Genomic DNA, 15697 nt, shown 5'->3' with positions numbered 1-15697 from the left:
TCCGGCGCGGTGCCCTACCAGGCCCATCGAACCGGATGAATCACCCACGGGGGTGTGAGGGAAGGGGAGGAAGGGGGTCAGGGGGGTGGCAGTGCCCGCTGGCGGCGCAGGTCGGCGCGCACCGTCTCGGCGAGCCGCTTGGTCGCGAGCCTGTTGAGCGCGCCTCCGGCGACGGCGCCGGTCAGGAACGGGCCCAACGTGGTCAGATGGCGGCCCATGGTGCGCAGCAGCCGCTTACGTAACCCCGCCTTCGCGGCGGCCCCGAGCGCCAGTTGCACCGAGGCGGGCGACAGGGGGTCGACGCCCCGCTGTTTGGACCAGGCGACCGTGAAGGCCATGGCCCGCTGGGCTCCCGAGCCCTGCACCTGCACCCCGTACACCTCGTGCAGCTCCGCGAGGAGCTTGACCTCGATCGCGGCGACCACGAGGGTCTCGGCCACGAGCTGGGCGGGCGCGGAGAGCAGGAGCGGCGGCGCCGCGAACTCCGCGGCCGCCAGGGCTCCGCCGATCGCCCCGACCGCCATCGTGGCCTTGCTGGCGGTGCGGACCAGATCGTCGGCGAGCTGGTCGCCGGTGAGACCGTAGTGATGGTCCTGCAGTGCCGCGAGATCCCTGATGGGAAGGCGCGGCGCTATGGAGGCGAAGATGTCCGCGAGCCATCTCCCCCGGCCGGCGCCGGACGCACGCGCCTTCTTCCTGGCGGTGACCAGCGCCGTGCTGAGGCGGCCGAGCAGCCGTCGCCGCTCGGCCCCATCCATGTCACCCGCGTCGGACAGCTTCCCGACCAGCTCGGCCACCTCGGCGTTGGCCTCGGTCTCCGATCCGGGCGACGGGGGCCGTCCGGGCTCGTCCTGCGATGATCGATCCGCTCCTGATGTCACGGACCCTCCCATGGTCTCAGGCGGCACATTCGCGGCAGATCTGCTGCCCGCCCTTGTCAGAGGCAAGCTGACTGCGGTGATGCACCAGGAAGCAGCGCGAGCATGTGAACTCGTCCGCCTGCCTGGGGATCACCCTGAGCGACAGCTCCTCGTTCGACAGATCGGCGCCCGGGAGCTCAAGCGACTCGGCGAGATCGGTCTCGTCGATGTCGATGCTCCCCGAGGACTTGTCGGTCCGCCGGGCCTGGAGCTCCTGGAGGCTGTCCTCACTCAAGTCGTCGTCGGTCTTGCGCGGGCTGTCGTAATCGGTGGCCATTTGCGTATTCATCCCCCTCATCTATGGCTTGCGCGTCGCGCGTCTGTAACGTCTGGGCGGTCCATCTTGTGCCCGTCTCTCCCGGGGAATTTTGCAATCGGTACCCCGTGAGAACGGTCGACGAACCTCCTTACACGTGAGGGCCTTGCCGCCTTCGCCACCCGGTTAGCCAAATATGGCGAAAACCTAAGCATTGGCCACAGGACCCATCGTGTTCGACGGCACATCCAACCACATGTCTGGCGTGAACGAGACGCCCCCCGCCGTATCAACCCGCCGGAAGTCGCACCGTCATCACGAGCCCCCCGCCTTCCCGTGGCACCGCCTTGACGGTCCCCTGATGGGCGCGGACCACCGCGCGCACGATGGACAGCCCGAGCCCCGCGCCGCGCGCCGATTCCACGCGGTCGGAGTTGAGGCGCCTGAACGGCTCGAACAGGTCGTCCACCTCGTACGCGGGCACGTGCGGCCCGGTGTTGGCCACCTGAACAACGGGAGTGCCGTCCACCATTCCCGTTCGCAGCCAGACCTCACCGGACTCGGGAAGGTTGTGCTTGATCGCATTCTCCACGAGGTTGGCCACCAGCCGCTCCACCAGCACCGGGTCGCCCATGGTGGGCGCGGTACGAAGGTCGGTGTGCACGATGACCTTGGTCTCCTCGGCGAAGGACGCGTGCTGCTCGACGACCGCCTGCCCGACGTCGCGGAGGTCGACGGGCTTGCGCACCGCGAGCTCGCGTTCGCTACGGGCGAGCAGCAGCAGGCCCTCGATCAGGTGCTCGTTCCTGGCGTTGGTCCCGAGGAGCGTGCGGCCGAGCACCCGCAGGTCCTCGGAGGCCTGGGGATCGCCGAGGGCGACCTCCAGCACGGTGCGGTTGATCGCCAGCGGGGTGCGCAGCTCGTGGGAGGCGTTGTCGACGAACCGCCGCTGCGCGTCGAAGGCGCGGTTGAGGCGGGTGAGCATGGCGTCGAAGGTGTCGGCCAGCTCCTTGATCTCGTCGTCGGGGCCCCGCAGGTCGATGCGCTCGTGGGCGAGCGAGGTCTCCGACAGCCGCCGGGCCGTGGTGGTCATCTTCTGGATCGGCCGCAGCGCGCGGTCGGCGACGAAGTACCCGAACAGCAGGGCCAGGATGCCCACCCCGCCGAGCGCCAGCAGCGACCGGGCCAGCAACTGGGCGCGCGCGGCGGCGATGGTGTCGTGCCGGAACGCGTCCCACCGGTCCTGGATCGAGCCCACGAGGCCCGCGGGCAGGTCGTCGAGGTTGAACGGCAGCGGAGGCCAGGAGTCGTAGATGGCCTTGCCGACGAAGGAGTAGATCACGAAGACCAGGAGCGCTCCTGCCGCGAAGAACAGGGCGCCGTAGGTGAGCGTCAGCCGCACCCGGATGCTCATACGCCCGGACACCTGCCGCACCCGGGCGATCAGGTCGTGCGTGACCGGGGAGGGCGCGACGGGAGGCGGGCCGTCCCACGCGGGCGGCCCGCTCGGCGGCGGCGGCGCCGACTTCGGCCGGAACAGCTTGCGCGAGCTCTCGACGGTGGGCTGCTCGCTCGTCCAGGCGCTCGCCGGAGGGCTCGCCGCCGCTCGCGGGGCGCTCGGCGCGAGCGAGTGGGAGCTCGCGGAGCCCTTTAAGCCGGACGAGGACCGCGGGGCCGGCCCGCCACCGGGACCGGTGAGCTCCTCCGCCTCCTCCGCCGGAGCGGAGGCGCCGGGTGGAACGATCATCGGCTGGGGCGAGGAGAAGGTCGGCCGTCCGGCCGCCTGGTCGCGTTCCGCGCTCACAGCTTGTATCCCACTCCTGGCACGGTCTCGATCACCGCCGGGTCGCCCAGCTTCTTGCGCAGGGTCATCATCGTGACCCTCACCACATTGGTGAACGGGTCGATGTTCTCGTCCCACGCCTTGTCGAGCAGGTCCTCCTGGCTGACCACGGCCCCCTCGGCGCGCATCAGCTCCTCAAGGACGGCGAACTCCTTCTTGGTGAGCGCGATCTCGTTGTCCTCCCTGGTCACCAGGCGCTTGCCCGGGTCGAGGCGGATCCCGGCGCGCTCCAGCACCGGCGGCAGCGCCGGGGCGGACCTGCGGCCGAGCGCCCGTACGCGCGCCACGAGCTCCATGAAGGCGAACGGCTTGGCGAGGTAGTCGTCGGCGCCCAGCTCCAGGCCCTCGACCTTGTCGTCCACCTCGCCCGAGGCGGTCAGCATCAGGATGCGCGTGGCCGTGCGCTGCGCCACGAGCCGCCGGCAGACCTCGTCGCCGTGGATCTTCGGCAGGTCGCGGTCGAGCACGACCACGTCGTAGTCGATGTACCCCGTGCGCTCCAGCGCGCCGGCGCCGTCGTACGCCACGTCCACGGCCATCGCCTCGCGGCGCAGCCCCGTGGCGATCGCGTCGGCGAGCACCCGCTCATCTTCCACCACAAGCACCCGCACGGCCCCTGGCACCTCCTGTAGTACGGACCTGGCGCGACCAGTCCTGTATGACGCCCCCCGGCGCATGCCCGGGCGGTACAGCTCGCAGGCTCATTGTTGCCACATTTGGCTTAAGCGCATGGTAAGCACTCGCCGGAGGTGCGGCGGCCAGGTGACATAAAGCACACTGCGGACATCCGGCATCGGTGGTTTAAGGGAGTCGGCCGGGTGGGTAGACCCGCAGGACCCACTTCACACGGCCGGGGAAGATCTGTGCTCTCCCCAGGCTGGACGTGGCACGACTGCTCCTTCGCCCCTCGAGAAAGAAGGTGAGATGGGCGAGTTCACCACCACGATCGAAAATCGGCTCGACCAGGCCTACAAGGGTCTCCAGGAGGCTCGCACGAGTGGCGACGACTTCCTCGCCGACACTCTTTGCGCGGAGATAGAGGATCTACGCCGGATCGCCGTCGACAACGGTGTCTCCATCCAGCACTGCTGATCCTCCTCGAACGACATAGGGGCCTGCCCGTCCACCGGGTAGGCCCCTCGTCATGTCCGCCCCGGGGCGCCGGGGTCGCGCCATGGGCCGCAGGAGGCCCTAGGCGTCACGCTCCGGGTCCAGAGGCGCCAGGAGGTCCTGGAGTTCCTCGAACAGACCCGGCGCCGCGCACACCGTCATGGCGGGGTTGTACGGCCGGCCGCGCAGCCCGCCGATCATCGCCCCCGCCTCCACGGCGATCAGGCCGCCCGCGGCGAAGTCCCAGTACTGCGGGCCCCGCTCGTAGTAGCCGTCCACCCGCCCGGCCGCGACCGAGCACAGGTCGGACGCGCAGGACCCGCCCCTGCGGATGTCGCGCACCCTCGGCAGCACGTGGGTGAGCACCTCCGCCTGCACGGCCCGCCGTCCGGGCTGGTAGCCGAAGCCGGTGGCGACCAGGGCCTGGGACAGGGGCACCGCCGCGTTGCAGCGCAGCGGCAGGGCGGGGAGGCCCTCCCGGAGGAGCTCCGCGCCGCCGCCCTTGCCCGCGGCGAACAGCTCGCCACGGGGCACCACGTTGACCACCCCCGCGACCACCTCGCCGTCGACCTCCACGGCGATGCTCACCGCCCAGTCGGGCAGGCCGTACATGAAGTTGACGGTCCCGTCGATGGGGTCGACGATCCAGCGGACGCGCCCCTCTCCGGTCACCTCGCCTCCGGTCTCGCCGCCCTCCTCGCCGAGGATCGCGTCGCCGGGCCTCGCGGCCCTGATCCGGTCCCTGATCAGCTCCTCGGAGGCCCGGTCCAGCGCGGTGACCACGTCGGTCATGCTGGACTTGGTCTCCACCGCCTCCGGGCGTGCCGGGCGCTTGGCGGTCAGCATGTCCCCCGCCTCGCGGGCGATGGCGACCGCCAGGTCCAGGAAGTCGGTCATGCGAGCGACTCCGGGCGCTTCCACTCCTCGCCGAGCACGTGCTGGGCCAGGAACGCCAGCACCGTCTCGTACCAGGCGATCACGTTGCCCGGCTTGAGGATCCAGTGGTTCTCGTCCGGGAAGTACAGGAACTTCGACTCGACGGACGATCTGCGCAGGTCCCACCAGAGCCGCAGGGCCTCGCCGATCGGCACGCGGTAGTCCTTGTCGCCGTGGATGACGAGCATCGGCGTGCTGATCTCGCCGAGCGAGTGGTGGGGCGACAGCCGCCGATAGCGCTCGGACCCGGGCTCTCCGAACTCGCGCTGCCAGTACAGCGAGAAGTCGGTGGTCCCGGCGAACTGGTCGAGGTTCCACAGGGACGCGTGCGTGACCACCGCCCGGAACCGGTCGGTGTGCCCGGCGACCCAGTTGGCCATGTAACCGCCGAACGAGCCGCCCATGACGCCGGTGCGCTCGGCGTCGATGTCGGGCCGGGCGACGCACGCGTCGGTGATCGCCATCAGGTCGGCGTGGGTGCGCGGGCCCCAGTCGCCCCAGCCGCGCTGGATCATCTCCTGCCCGTAGCCGGTGGACAGGCACGGGTCCGGCATCAGGACGGCGTAGCCGTGCTCGGCCATGATCCAGGGGTTCCACCGCCACGACCAGTCGTTCCAGCTCGCCAGCGGCCCGCCGTGGATCCACAGCAGCAGCGGGGCGGGACTGCCCGCCGAGGCGCCGGGGGGAAGGACGAGCCAGCCCCTGACCTCCACGCCGTCGTCGGCGACGGCGGACACCTCGGTGAACGTGCCGGGGATCTCGACCGCGGGCACCGGTGAGGACAGCTCGGTGACCTCGCCGCCTTCCAGGGCGATCCGCACCGGGGCGGCGGGGCCCGCCACGGAGCTGCGCAGCGCGTACAGGTAGCGGCCGTCGGGCGAGGGGCACGGTTCGAGGAACGCCTCGTCGCCCGGCGTCAGCCGTACCTGGTCGCCCGTGAGGCCGACCTGGAAGATCGGGCGGCGGCCCCGGTCGTCGGCCACGACGTACACCGACCGCGAGTCGGGCGCCCACACGGTCGCCGACGGGGCGAGGCCGGTGGTGAGCGCGGACCCCTCTCCGGTGGCGAGGTCGGCGATCCACAGCGAGAACTCGACGGCCCGTTCCTCGGTGGCGTGCCGCTCACGCCGGCAGGCGACCTTGCTCCCGTCCGGGGAGATCTCCACCGGGCCCGAGAAGTCGTGACCGGCGGCGGTGGCGACGACGCGCCGCTCCCCCGTCGCGACGTCGATCGCCACCAGGTCCGTACGCGACAGCCCCCCGGGCAGCGACACCTTCCAGGTGGTGACGACCGCCGAGCCGTCGGGGGTGACCGCGAACTCCGCCTCGGTCAACGCCCCTTCGGGCTCGGGGGTCAGGTCGCGGGGCTCGGCGAGGCCGGGGAGCGCGGCGGCGAACAGCCGCGTCCGGCCGGGACCGAGATCGTGGTCCCAGTAGCGGACCGGATAGCCCTCGTGGAGGATCGCGCTGGTCCCGGTCTCCTTCCTCGCCTTGCGCCGGTCCGCCTCGGTGGTCTCGTCGCCGGGGAGCACGTCGGCGCCGAAGACCACCGTGCCGCCGCCCACGTCGAACCCGCCGATGCCTCCGGGTCTGCCGGCCAGCCTGCGGGCCTCACCGCCCCCGGCCGGGAGCGCCCACAGCGCGGGGACCTCGTCCTCGGGCTGGTCCTTCACCGTCGGGTCGGGGCGCCACGACACGAACAGCAGGTCGCCGTCCGGGGCGAAACGCGCTCCGGTCTCCCCCTTGGCCGAGCGGGTCAGGCGGCGCGGCTCGCCTCCGGGCTCGGTGGGCACCTCCCAGATCGAGGTGCCGTACGACTTCCCGTCGGGGTTGAGCGACTGGACGACGGAGACCAATCGGGACCCGTCCGGAGAGAGCAGCAACGACAACAGGCGCGGCACGCCGACAAATTCGCGAATGTCCTTAAAGTGGCTCACTTCTCCGAACCTACCCCCACCCCCGCGCCTCCCCTAGATCCCACCGCCGGGGAGATGAGGTTGGATGGTGGCATGGCACGTTACGACGCGTTGCTGGTCGTCTCCTTCGGCGGCCCCGAGAAGCCAGAAGACGTGATGCCGTTCCTTTCGAACGTCGTGCGCGGCAGAGGGGTGCCCCGCGAGCGCCTTCTGGAGGTCGAGGCCCACTACCAGGGCGTGGGCGGGGTGAGCCCGATCAACCAGCAGTGCCGTGACCTGATCACGGCGCTGCGGCCGGAGGTCGACATCCCGATCTACTGGGGGAACCGCAACTGGCATCCCTTCCTGGCGGACACGCTGCGGAAGATGGCCGCCGACGGCGTCACGCGGGCGGCGGCGTTCATCACCGCGGCCTACAGCTCCTATTCGAGCTGCCGGCAGTATCTCGACGACATCGCCCAGGCGCGGGCCGAGGTCCCGGGCGCGCCCGAGATCGTACGGCTGCGTCACTACTTCGACCATCCCGGCTTCCTCGCCGCCATGGCCGACCACACCCGCGAGGCGCTCGACCGGCTGCCCGAGGAGCACCGCGACCGCGCCCGGCTGGTGTTCACCGCCCACAGCGTCCCGGTGTCCATGGCCGCCTCCTCGGGGCCGTCCGGGGGCGCCTACGAGGCCCAGCTCCGCGCCGCCGCCGCGCTGGTGGCGGGCGAGCGGCCGTGGGACCTCGTGTGGCAGAGCCGCAGCGGGCCGCCGCAGGTGCCGTGGCTGGAGCCCGACGTGTGCGACCATCTGGCGGCGCTGCGCGCCGCGGGCGTCCAGGCCGTGGTGCTGGTGCCCATCGGGTTCGTCTCCGACCACATGGAGGTCGTCTACGACCTCGACACCGAGGCCGCGGGCGTCGCGCGCGAGCTGGGCATGCACCTCACCAGGGCCGCCACGGCGGGCACCCATCCGCGGTTCGTGTCCATGGTCCGCGAGCTCCTCGACGAGCCGGAGCCTGTGCTGCCCTGCGCCTCCGCCACCTGCTGCCCCGCGCCCCGCCGCCCTCAGACGTAGGCGCGGCCGTTCTCGGGCTTAGGCACGGCCGTTCTCAGGCGTAGGCGCGGGCGTAGGAGGCGGCGATGCCGAGCACCTTGTTCACGTAGTCCCACGAGTGGTTGTAGCGGTAGACCGCCGAACGGAGCTTCGCGCCGCCGAGGCCGGCGCCGTTGGCGCACAGGTAGCGCGCGGCGGACGGCACCGCGTCGTACGGGCTCCAGATGTCGGACTTGCCGTCCCCGTCCCCATCGACCCCGTAGGCCTTCCAGGTGGCCGGCATGAACTGCATCGGGCCGAGCGCGCCCGCCGACGAGGGACCGTTGTTGCGCCCGTGGCCGCTCTCGACCTGCCCGATCGCCGCGAGCACGGTCCAGGAGAGGCCGGGGCAGACGCCAGCCGAGAGCTTGTAGAGGTCGAGGTAGCTGCCGGGCCGTCCGACCAGGGAGGTGCCCGGCCGCCCGGCCGCGGAGGGCAGGGTCGTGCCCGGCCGGTCCGCCTGCTCGGCCGGGGTCGGCGCGCGGCGCGCGCCGATCACCACGACCTGCGCTCCAGGGCCCAGCAGCCGCTTGACGCGCGAGCCCACGGAGGCCGCCTTGCTCGCGGGGGTGTGGACGAGGACGGCCACGCCGGGGACCAGGCCGAGACCCCGGCCGACCTCCTTGGTGACCAGCCCGTCGACGCCCGGCAGGCCGAACGGCGCGGACGCGGCCACCCGGAGCCGTGAGCCGGCGCCCGCCTCGTACTCGCCGCCGAGCTGCAGCCTGTAGCGCCCGGCGGTACCGGACTCGGCGATGAACTCGCCGCGCGCCAGCGCGTCCCACACCTCGGGCCGGCCGGCGACGGCCTTGGGCGCCCACGGGCGGTACTCCGCCGGGTCGACGGCGAGGAGGTTCAGCGTGGCGGCGGAGAATCGGACCGCTCCACCGTCGGCCACGGCCACCTTGGTCACGCCTTCCAGGGCGGCGATCTCGCGCAGCGCCGCCTCGCTGACCCGCTCGCGCGCGACGGCGATCAGCCGGGGCGGGGTGGGGGCCGTGGGGGCGTCCGCATCGGGGGAAGGCGCCCGCGACGGAGAGGGGGACGGGGCCGAGGCCAGGACCGGGAACGGGGCCACCGGGGCGTCGAGGTCGCGGACGTCCGCCAGAGGTATGCCCGCCGCGCCTGACGGCTCACCGGCCGATTCGTGGAGGATCAGTAACGTGCTGCCGGTCACCGCGCCGAGGGCGGTGAGGACGGCGAGCCCCGCTACGACGGCGCGCGGCGGCACGAGCCGGGGACGAAGGGACACCTGACCCAGGTTAAGCCCGCGAATCCTGTTTCGTGTACGTTGCCGAAAAGTCACTTGCCGCATCCACGAATGGTGCGCAAAGGTACAAAGGGACAGTTCAGACGCGCACCGGAGGTGCGCGAAAGGGGCGAGATCGTGGTCGGGCCGTATCGAGGGCTCTTCAGCATGCCCGGGACCAAAGGCTTCGTCATCGCGGGTTTCGTCGGGCGTATGCCGATGTCGATGCTCGGGATCGGCATCGTCCTTCTCATCTCGGCCCTCACCGGCTCCTACGCGACCGCCGGAGCGATCTCGGCGACCGTCGCCGTCGCCTACGCGGTCGCCGCCCCACTCTCGGGACGGCTGGTGGACAGGTTAGGCCAGTCAAGGGTACTCATCCCGTTCGTCATCCTGCACGGCGCCGCGCTGGTCACGATGATGCTCTGCGCCGAGTACGGGGCCCCCGTCTGGACGCTGTTCGCCACTGCGGTGGTCGTCGGGGGAGCCGCCACCTCGCTCGGCTCGATGGTCCGCGCGCGCTGGTCCCACCTGCTGGGCGGGTCGGCCCGGCTGCACACGGCGTTCTCCTTCGAGTCCGTGGCCGACGAGGTGATCTTCGTCGCCGGTCCCGCGCTGGTGACCGTCCTCACGACCCTGGTCAACCTGTACGCCGGGCTGATCCTCGCGCTCGTCTGCACCGTCATCGGCACCGTGGCCTTCGCGATCCAGCGGCGGACCGAGCCTCCCGCGCGGCCGGGCGCGTCGCAGTCGGGCAGCCCGATCACGATCCCGGGCGTCGCGCTGCTGTCGTGCGTGTTCCTGGCGATGGGCGCGGTGTTCGGCTCGGTCGACCTGATCACGGTGGCGTTCGCGGAGGACAACGGGGCCAAGGCCGCCTCGGGGCTGCTGCTCGGGTCCTTCGCGGGCGGGAGCATGGTGTCCGGCCTCTGGTACGGCTTCCGCCGGTGGCGGATCTCGCTGCGGCACCGGTTCGTCCGGGGCCTCGGGGTGTTCGCCGTCGGGCTTACCCCGATCCTGCTCATCGGTGACACAAGGATCATGGCCATCGCGCTGTTCTTCGCCGGCCTGGCCATCTCGCCGACGATCATCACGGGCTACGCGCTCATCGAGCGGCTGGTGCCCGCGCACCTGCTGACCGAGGGAATGTCCTGGATCTCCACCGCCATAGGGTTCGGCGTCGCCATCGGCGCGTGGGCCGGCGGGCGGCTGACCGACTCGTTCGGCGCGTCCAACTCCTACGCCTTCTCCTTCGTCGCCGCGCTGCTTGCCGTGGTCATCGGCGTCGGCGGCAACACCCTGCTCCGCACTCCGGAGATCGGCTCGGCGGAGGCCCGATCCACGACGGCGTGATCCGCGTTACGTGAGCTTTATTCATGTCTCTGGTCAGACGCCCGGTTGGTGGTTATCGTGCTCCTCCATGAACGCCGTCTTCCGGAACTGGGCGGGCAACCAGTCCATCACGCCCGCCGAGGTACGCTCCCCCGCCTCCGCCGAGGAGGTGGCGCGAGCCGTACGCGACGCCGCCGCGCGGGGGCTTCGCGTGCGCATGGCGGGCACCGGGCACTCCTTCACCGGGGTGGCCCTCACGGACGGCATCCTGCTGCGGCCGGACGCGCTGACCGGCGTCCAGGAGGCGGGCGAGGGCCGGGTGCGGGTCGCCGCGGGCACGCCGCTGCGCGTGCTCAACGAGGAGCTCGACCGGCGCGGGCTGGCGCTCGCCAACATGGGCGACATCACCGACCAGACCGTGGCGGGCGCGATCCAGACCGGCACCCACGGCACCGGTCGTGAGATCGGCGGGCTCGCCGACCAGGTCACCGAGCTGGAGATGGTCCTCGCCGACGGGTCGGTCGCCACGGTGTCGGAAGGCGACCTGTTCGACGCCGCCCGGGTGGGCCTCGGCGCCCTCGGCATCCTCACGGCCGTGACCTTCAGGGTCGAGCCGTCGTTCCTGCTGCGCAGCGACAAGCGGCCGATGACGCTCAGCGAGATCCTCTCGTCCTTGGACGAGATCACGGGCGCGAACGAGCACCTGGACTTCTTCTGGCTGCCGCACACCGACACCTGCCTGACCAAGCGCAACAACCGGGCGGCGGGCCCCGCCGCGCCGCCGGGCGCCTTCAGGCACTGGCTCGACAACGTCTTCATGGAGAACACCCTCTTCGGCGCCCTGTGCGGGGTCGGACGGCGGTTTCCCGGGGCGATCCCCACGCTGAACGGGCTCTCCGCGAGCGCGCTGACCTCCTCCACCTTCACCGACAAGTCGTACAAGGTCTTCACCAGCGTGCGGAACGTGAGGTTCCTGGAGATGGAGTACGCCGTCCCGCGCGAGCGCCTGGGCCAGGCGCTGCGCGAGACCCGCGACCTGCTCGACCTGAAGGACTGGGGGATCACGTTCCCGATCGAGGTGCGGGTCACCCCGGCGAGCGACGCGTGGCTGTCCACCGCGTACGGCAGGGAGTCGGCCTACATCGCCTGCCACGTCTACCGGCCCACGCCCAACCCGGCCTACTTCGAAGGGGTCGAGGAGATCATGACCCGCCTGTCCGGACGGCCGCACTGGGGCAAGCTGCACACCCGCGACGCGGCCTACCTGTCGACCGTCTACCCCCGGTTCGACGACTTCGTGGCGCTGCGCGACGAGCTGGACCCCCGCCGCCTGTTCTCCAACGACTACTTGGACGTGGTGCTGGGCTGAACGGACGGCCGGCCGTCCCCCTGGTCCTCCGTGCCCGAGTCCGGGGCCGGCGGGACGCTCCCGTCAGGAGACGCCGAGGACGAGGGGGCGGAGGGCCGCCCGGTCTCCGCCGTGGTGGGCCCGGCCTCCCGGGACGTACCGGGCGACGCCTTCGGGGAAGGGCTCGCGCCGGAGACGCCCTCCGTGGCCGAGGGGGTGGGCGCGACGGGTTCCGGCTCGTCCACCTGGCCGCCCCAGCTCGTCCCCGACCCGCTCCGGCCGTGGACCGTGGCGGCGAGGGGCCTGCCGCTGAGCAGCTCGAACGCCAGGATCCCGCCCATGCTCAGCGCGAAGGTGGCGACCGTCGCGACGACCAGCGTGACCCAGAGCGGGCCCGGCACGCCCTCTCGCCGCAGCGGGGGCGCCTGCGCCGCGCCGGCGCCCAGCGGAGCGGGGTCGCGGACGGTGGGCGGCAGCTCCGGAGGGCCGTGGTCGCGGACCGTGGCGTGGGCCGCCGTCGCCAGGCCGTTCTCACCCGGACGGGCGAGGGCCGACTCCTCCGCCTCCTCTCGCAGCGCCTGTGCCTCCTGCTGCCCGGTGATGAGCCCGTGCGCCTCCTTGAGTCGGTCGCGGGTCCGCTTGAGGTAGTGCGTGTAGACGGCGTTTCCGACCGTGGTCGCCGCGCTCGCGACGGCGGCGCCGATGATCGTGCCGGTGACTCCGAGGAACGACGCCGCGACGGCCGCCGTGGCCGCCGCGAGGGCGCTGCCCGCGATCTGCGGAGCGCTGAGGTCCAAGCCTTCCTTGCCGCCCATCCCTGAGATCAGTCCCTTCCGGTGGTGGCGGTGGTCCGGCACGTTCTGGGGGCGTCCCGCCATCCCCTTGTGCCGCCACGTGGCAGGCGGAACGGGACGCTGCCTCATGCCTTCTATCCGGGATGCGGGTGTATGAACATCTTTTACGGTTTCCCCCGGTGGGAGGCGTTCAGCCTGCGCGGCCGTACGCCGATAAAGATCATTTCTGGACGCCGCCCGTCTCCCGGCGCCGTCCCACGGGCTTCGCGCGGGACCGTCGTGATGTCGCAGGTCCGGGGCTTTCTCATGCCTGTTGGGCGAAGTCGAAGGCGGCGACGGGCGCGATTCGCGAGAATCCGTGCAGGACGCCTAACCCGTTTGCTGCATATCGAGCAGCCGATAGATAGGGTGAAAGCGACATATATAACCGCCCTCATCGCTTCCCGTGCCTCTGAGGAAGGCGATGTTCGGACATGCCGGGTACGGTGCTGGCAGGTAACCGGCTCACGCGAGAGACTCAAGGGTCCGGGGGAAGATTGAGCACGACGACGAAGGGACTCGCATGCAGGAGCTCCGACTCGTCGCGGTGAGCGAGGACGGAACATACCTTGTGCTGGCCACGGCCGGCAGAGGTACACGGTTCACGCTTCCCGTCGACGAACGGCTCCGAGCGGCGGTCCGCGGCAACTTCTCCCGTCTCGGCCAGTACGAGATCGAAGTGGAGAGTCCGTTGCGCCCCAAGGAGATCCAGGCCCGCATACGTGCGGGGGAGACCGCGGAGGAGATCGCCGCCACCGCAGGCATCCCCGTGGAGCGTGTCCGCTGGTTCGAGGGACCCGTCCTGCAGGAACGCGAGTACACCGCGCAACAGGCGCAGCGTGTCGCCGTGCGCCTGCCCGGGGAGTCCACTCCGGGGCCGACCCTCGGTGAGCTGGTGACCGAGCGGCTGAGCCGCCGCGGCGTCCCCAGCGACGAGATCGACTGGGACTCGTGCAAGCGTGACGACGGCCTCTGGCGCATCAAGCTGGGCTTCGTGTGGAACGGTCACACGCGCAGCGCCGAGTGGCTGTTCGACCTCCGGCGCCGTCACGTCACGCCGCACGACGACGAGGCGATGCGCCTGTCCGCGGCCGAGTACGTCGAGCCCGCCGAGAACGCCACGGTGACGCCGTTCGTGCCCCGGCTCGCCGCCAAGCTCGCCCCCGTGCCGGCGATCCCCGTCGAGGCGCCCACGAGCCTGCCCGGCGTCGTACGGCACGACCACGCCGCGCGCGGCCACCACGAGCCCGCGCGTCCCGACCTTCCCGATCTCCGCGACCACGACCACCCCGAACCCGCCGGCCCCGCCGCCTTCCACCAGGACCCGGCCCCCCGCCAGGAACCGGCCGCCTTCCACCAGGACCCGGCCCCCCGCCAGGAGACCGCCGCCTTCCGCCAGGAGCCGACGCCGCTCCGCGCGGCCGAGTACGCTCCGGACGCCAGGTCTTCCGCCGAGCCCGCGCAGGGTCCGGCGACCACGCCTGTGCAGGAGCGCGCGCCCCGGCCCACGTTCGAGCCCGCCGTCCAGCAGTCCTTCGAACGCCACCCCCAGCCCACCTTCGAACCGGCGGCCCACCACTCCCCCGAACCGGCGGCCCACCACGCCGCCGAGCCGGCCGCGTCACGGCAGTCCGAACCCGCGGACCGTGAGACCGCCGAACCTCCGGCCCGTCAGGCCGCCGAGGCCACGGCACCGCAGGCCGCCGCGCCGCGCGCGAGCGAGCCCGCCGCGCCGGTGGTCACCGAGCCCGGCGACGCCCGCTCGGCCACCGGCGGGACACGTGAGTACGAGCGGTCCGCCGACGCCTCCGCCCCCACCGATCCCGCCGTTCCCGCGACGGCGGAGCCCGCCGCCCGTCCCGCTTCCGCCGAGGCGCGAGAGCCCGAGGCCGGCAAGGCACCGGCACCCGAATCCCAGGTCACGGTGGCTACCGCCCCCGAGGTCCAGGCGAAGGGGGCACCGGCGCCCGAGCCCGCGACAGAGCCAGCGACAGAGCGCGCGACAGAGGCCGCGACGGCTCCTGCGGCCCAGGCCGACGCCCGGGTCGCCGATGGCCCCGTCGCGGAGCCTCAGGCACAGGTGATCCCGGCCCCGGCCGCCAAGCCCGCCGCCCCCCAGGCGGCTAAGGCCCCAGCGCCCGACCCCCGGGTCACGCCGACTCCGGCAGCCGAATCCGGGACGAACGCCGCGTCCGCCGCCGGGACCCAGGCCACGCAGCCCGACCCCGAGGTCGCACGACCGGCGGCCGAGACTCAGGCCGCAGCGGTCCCGAACGCGCCCGCGAGCGAAGGCACGCCGGCCCGCCAGGCTCCCGCCGCCTCTGACAGGAAGCCGGGGCGGCCCGTGCCGGCGCCTCCTGCCGCGCGTCCCACCCCGGCCCCTTCCCCCAAGAGGGCTCCGGCCGCCGCCAAGAAGGCCGAAGAGGCCGAGGAGGCACCGGTCGCCGTGCCCGCCGCCCGTACCAGCGAAGAGGTAGCGGACCGGCCCGCCGCGGCCACCGAGCCGCAGAAGGCGGACCAGCCCGAGAAGCCTGAGACGCCTGAGAAGGAGGTCAAGGCGGCCGAACCTCCGGCCGTTCCTCCGCAGGCGCCCAAGCCGGCCCGACCGGCGCGTAAGGGGGGCCGTGGCCGCCGCGCCTCGGTCCCCACCTGGGACGAGATCATGTTCGGAGCCCGCCGCCAGGACTGACGCGTGGCAGGACGAACGAACACCCGGCCCGGCCGCGCGACCGTACGCGCGGCCGGGAACAAACCATGATCCCCCGCGTGATCGTCCACCCAAATGTTGAGACCGGACGATCGCGCGCGATCCGGCGCTGGAACAGATCATGATCCCACCGCGTGACCGTCCACCCCCGGCATCGGAACCGGGCGATC

General features: G+C 72.1%; 13 protein-coding genes. 5 read left to right on the top strand and 8 right to left on the bottom strand.

The window, feature by feature from the left end; translation table 11 throughout:
• Positions 1-77 precede the first annotated feature (77 nt).
• The 4 genes from ACGFIV_RS27535 to ACGFIV_RS27520 all read right to left on the bottom strand — a co-directional run bounded on the left by ACGFIV_RS27535 (position 78) and on the right by ACGFIV_RS27520 (position 3630).
• Entirely contained in the window at positions 78-881 is an 804-nt protein-coding gene (locus tag ACGFIV_RS27535; RefSeq protein WP_358555585.1) for a hypothetical protein, read from the bottom strand.
• A 16-nt stretch (positions 882-897) separates the two neighbouring features.
• Positions 898-1197, bottom strand: a complete 300-nt coding sequence (locus ACGFIV_RS27530) for a DUF4193 domain-containing protein (protein WP_114029376.1) — start codon at positions 1195-1197, stop codon at positions 898-900.
• A gap of 268 nt (positions 1198-1465) precedes the next feature.
• A complete protein-coding gene (locus ACGFIV_RS27525; RefSeq protein WP_358555588.1) occupies positions 1466-2980 on the bottom strand; it encodes a HAMP domain-containing sensor histidine kinase in 1515 nt (504 codons plus the stop codon).
• Positions 2977-3630, bottom strand: coding sequence for a response regulator transcription factor (locus ACGFIV_RS27520; RefSeq protein WP_363914629.1), 654 nt, complete (start codon positions 3628-3630; stop codon positions 2977-2979). The genes ACGFIV_RS27525 and ACGFIV_RS27520 overlap by 4 nt, the downstream gene beginning before the upstream one ends.
• Before the next feature lie 313 nt (positions 3631-3943).
• Between ACGFIV_RS27520 and ACGFIV_RS27515 the strand changes: the two genes are divergently transcribed.
• On the top strand, positions 3944-4111 hold the full coding sequence (locus ACGFIV_RS27515; RefSeq protein ID WP_358561898.1) for a hypothetical protein: 168 nt from the start codon (positions 3944-3946) through the stop codon (positions 4109-4111).
• A 99-nt stretch (positions 4112-4210) separates the two neighbouring features.
• Here ACGFIV_RS27515 and ACGFIV_RS27510 read toward each other — a convergent pair whose 3' ends face one another.
• On the bottom strand, positions 4211-5026 hold the full coding sequence (locus ACGFIV_RS27510) for an inositol monophosphatase family protein (protein ID WP_358561901.1): 816 nt from the start codon (positions 5024-5026) through the stop codon (positions 4211-4213).
• Positions 5023-6966 (bottom strand): prolyl oligopeptidase family serine peptidase, encoded by a 1944-nt coding sequence (locus ACGFIV_RS27505; RefSeq protein WP_392838120.1) that lies wholly within the window; start codon positions 6964-6966, stop codon positions 5023-5025. Before ACGFIV_RS27505 ends, ACGFIV_RS27510 begins: the two co-directional genes overlap by 4 nt.
• Positions 6967-7074: 108 nt before the next feature.
• Here ACGFIV_RS27505 and ACGFIV_RS27500 point away from each other — a divergent pair, with 108 nt between their 5' ends.
• Entirely contained in the window at positions 7075-8040 is a 966-nt protein-coding gene (locus tag ACGFIV_RS27500) for a ferrochelatase (RefSeq protein ID WP_392838119.1), read from the top strand.
• A gap of 34 nt (positions 8041-8074) precedes the next feature.
• Here the strand turns inward: ACGFIV_RS27500 and ACGFIV_RS27495 are convergent, their stop codons facing one another.
• The gene (locus ACGFIV_RS27495; protein ID WP_358559109.1) at positions 8075-9310 is read right to left on the bottom strand and encodes a lytic transglycosylase domain-containing protein; all 1236 of its coding nucleotides are present in this window, start codon (positions 9308-9310) and stop codon (positions 8075-8077) included.
• Positions 9311-9475: 165 nt separating this feature from the next.
• Between ACGFIV_RS27495 and ACGFIV_RS27490 the strand changes: the two genes are divergently transcribed.
• The gene (locus ACGFIV_RS27490; RefSeq protein WP_358559110.1) at positions 9476-10660 is read left to right on the top strand and encodes an MFS transporter; all 1185 of its coding nucleotides are present in this window, start codon (positions 9476-9478) and stop codon (positions 10658-10660) included.
• A 67-nt stretch (positions 10661-10727) separates the two neighbouring features.
• Complete coding sequence (locus ACGFIV_RS27485; RefSeq protein WP_358559112.1) at positions 10728-12008, top strand: D-arabinono-1,4-lactone oxidase; 1281 nt, start codon at positions 10728-10730, stop codon at positions 12006-12008.
• Here ACGFIV_RS27485 and ACGFIV_RS27480 read toward each other — a convergent pair.
• Positions 11984-12910: a hypothetical protein gene (locus ACGFIV_RS27480; protein ID WP_392838118.1), complete on the bottom strand. Its 927-nt coding sequence runs from the start codon at positions 12908-12910 to the stop codon at positions 11984-11986. The two genes, ACGFIV_RS27485 and ACGFIV_RS27480, sit on opposite strands and share 25 nt — an antisense overlap.
• Before the next feature lie 433 nt (positions 12911-13343).
• Between ACGFIV_RS27480 and sepH the strand changes: the two genes are divergently transcribed.
• Positions 13344-15509, top strand: coding sequence for a septation protein SepH (gene sepH, locus ACGFIV_RS27475; protein ID WP_392838117.1), 2166 nt, complete (start codon positions 13344-13346; stop codon positions 15507-15509).
• The last annotated feature ends 188 nt before the right edge of the window (positions 15510-15697 follow it).

Source organism: Sphaerisporangium sp. NPDC049003 (assembly GCF_043197795.1).
Classification (GTDB): domain Bacteria; phylum Actinomycetota; class Actinomycetes; order Streptosporangiales; family Streptosporangiaceae; genus Sphaerisporangium.
This window is presented reverse-complemented; position numbering and strand designations above follow the sequence as displayed.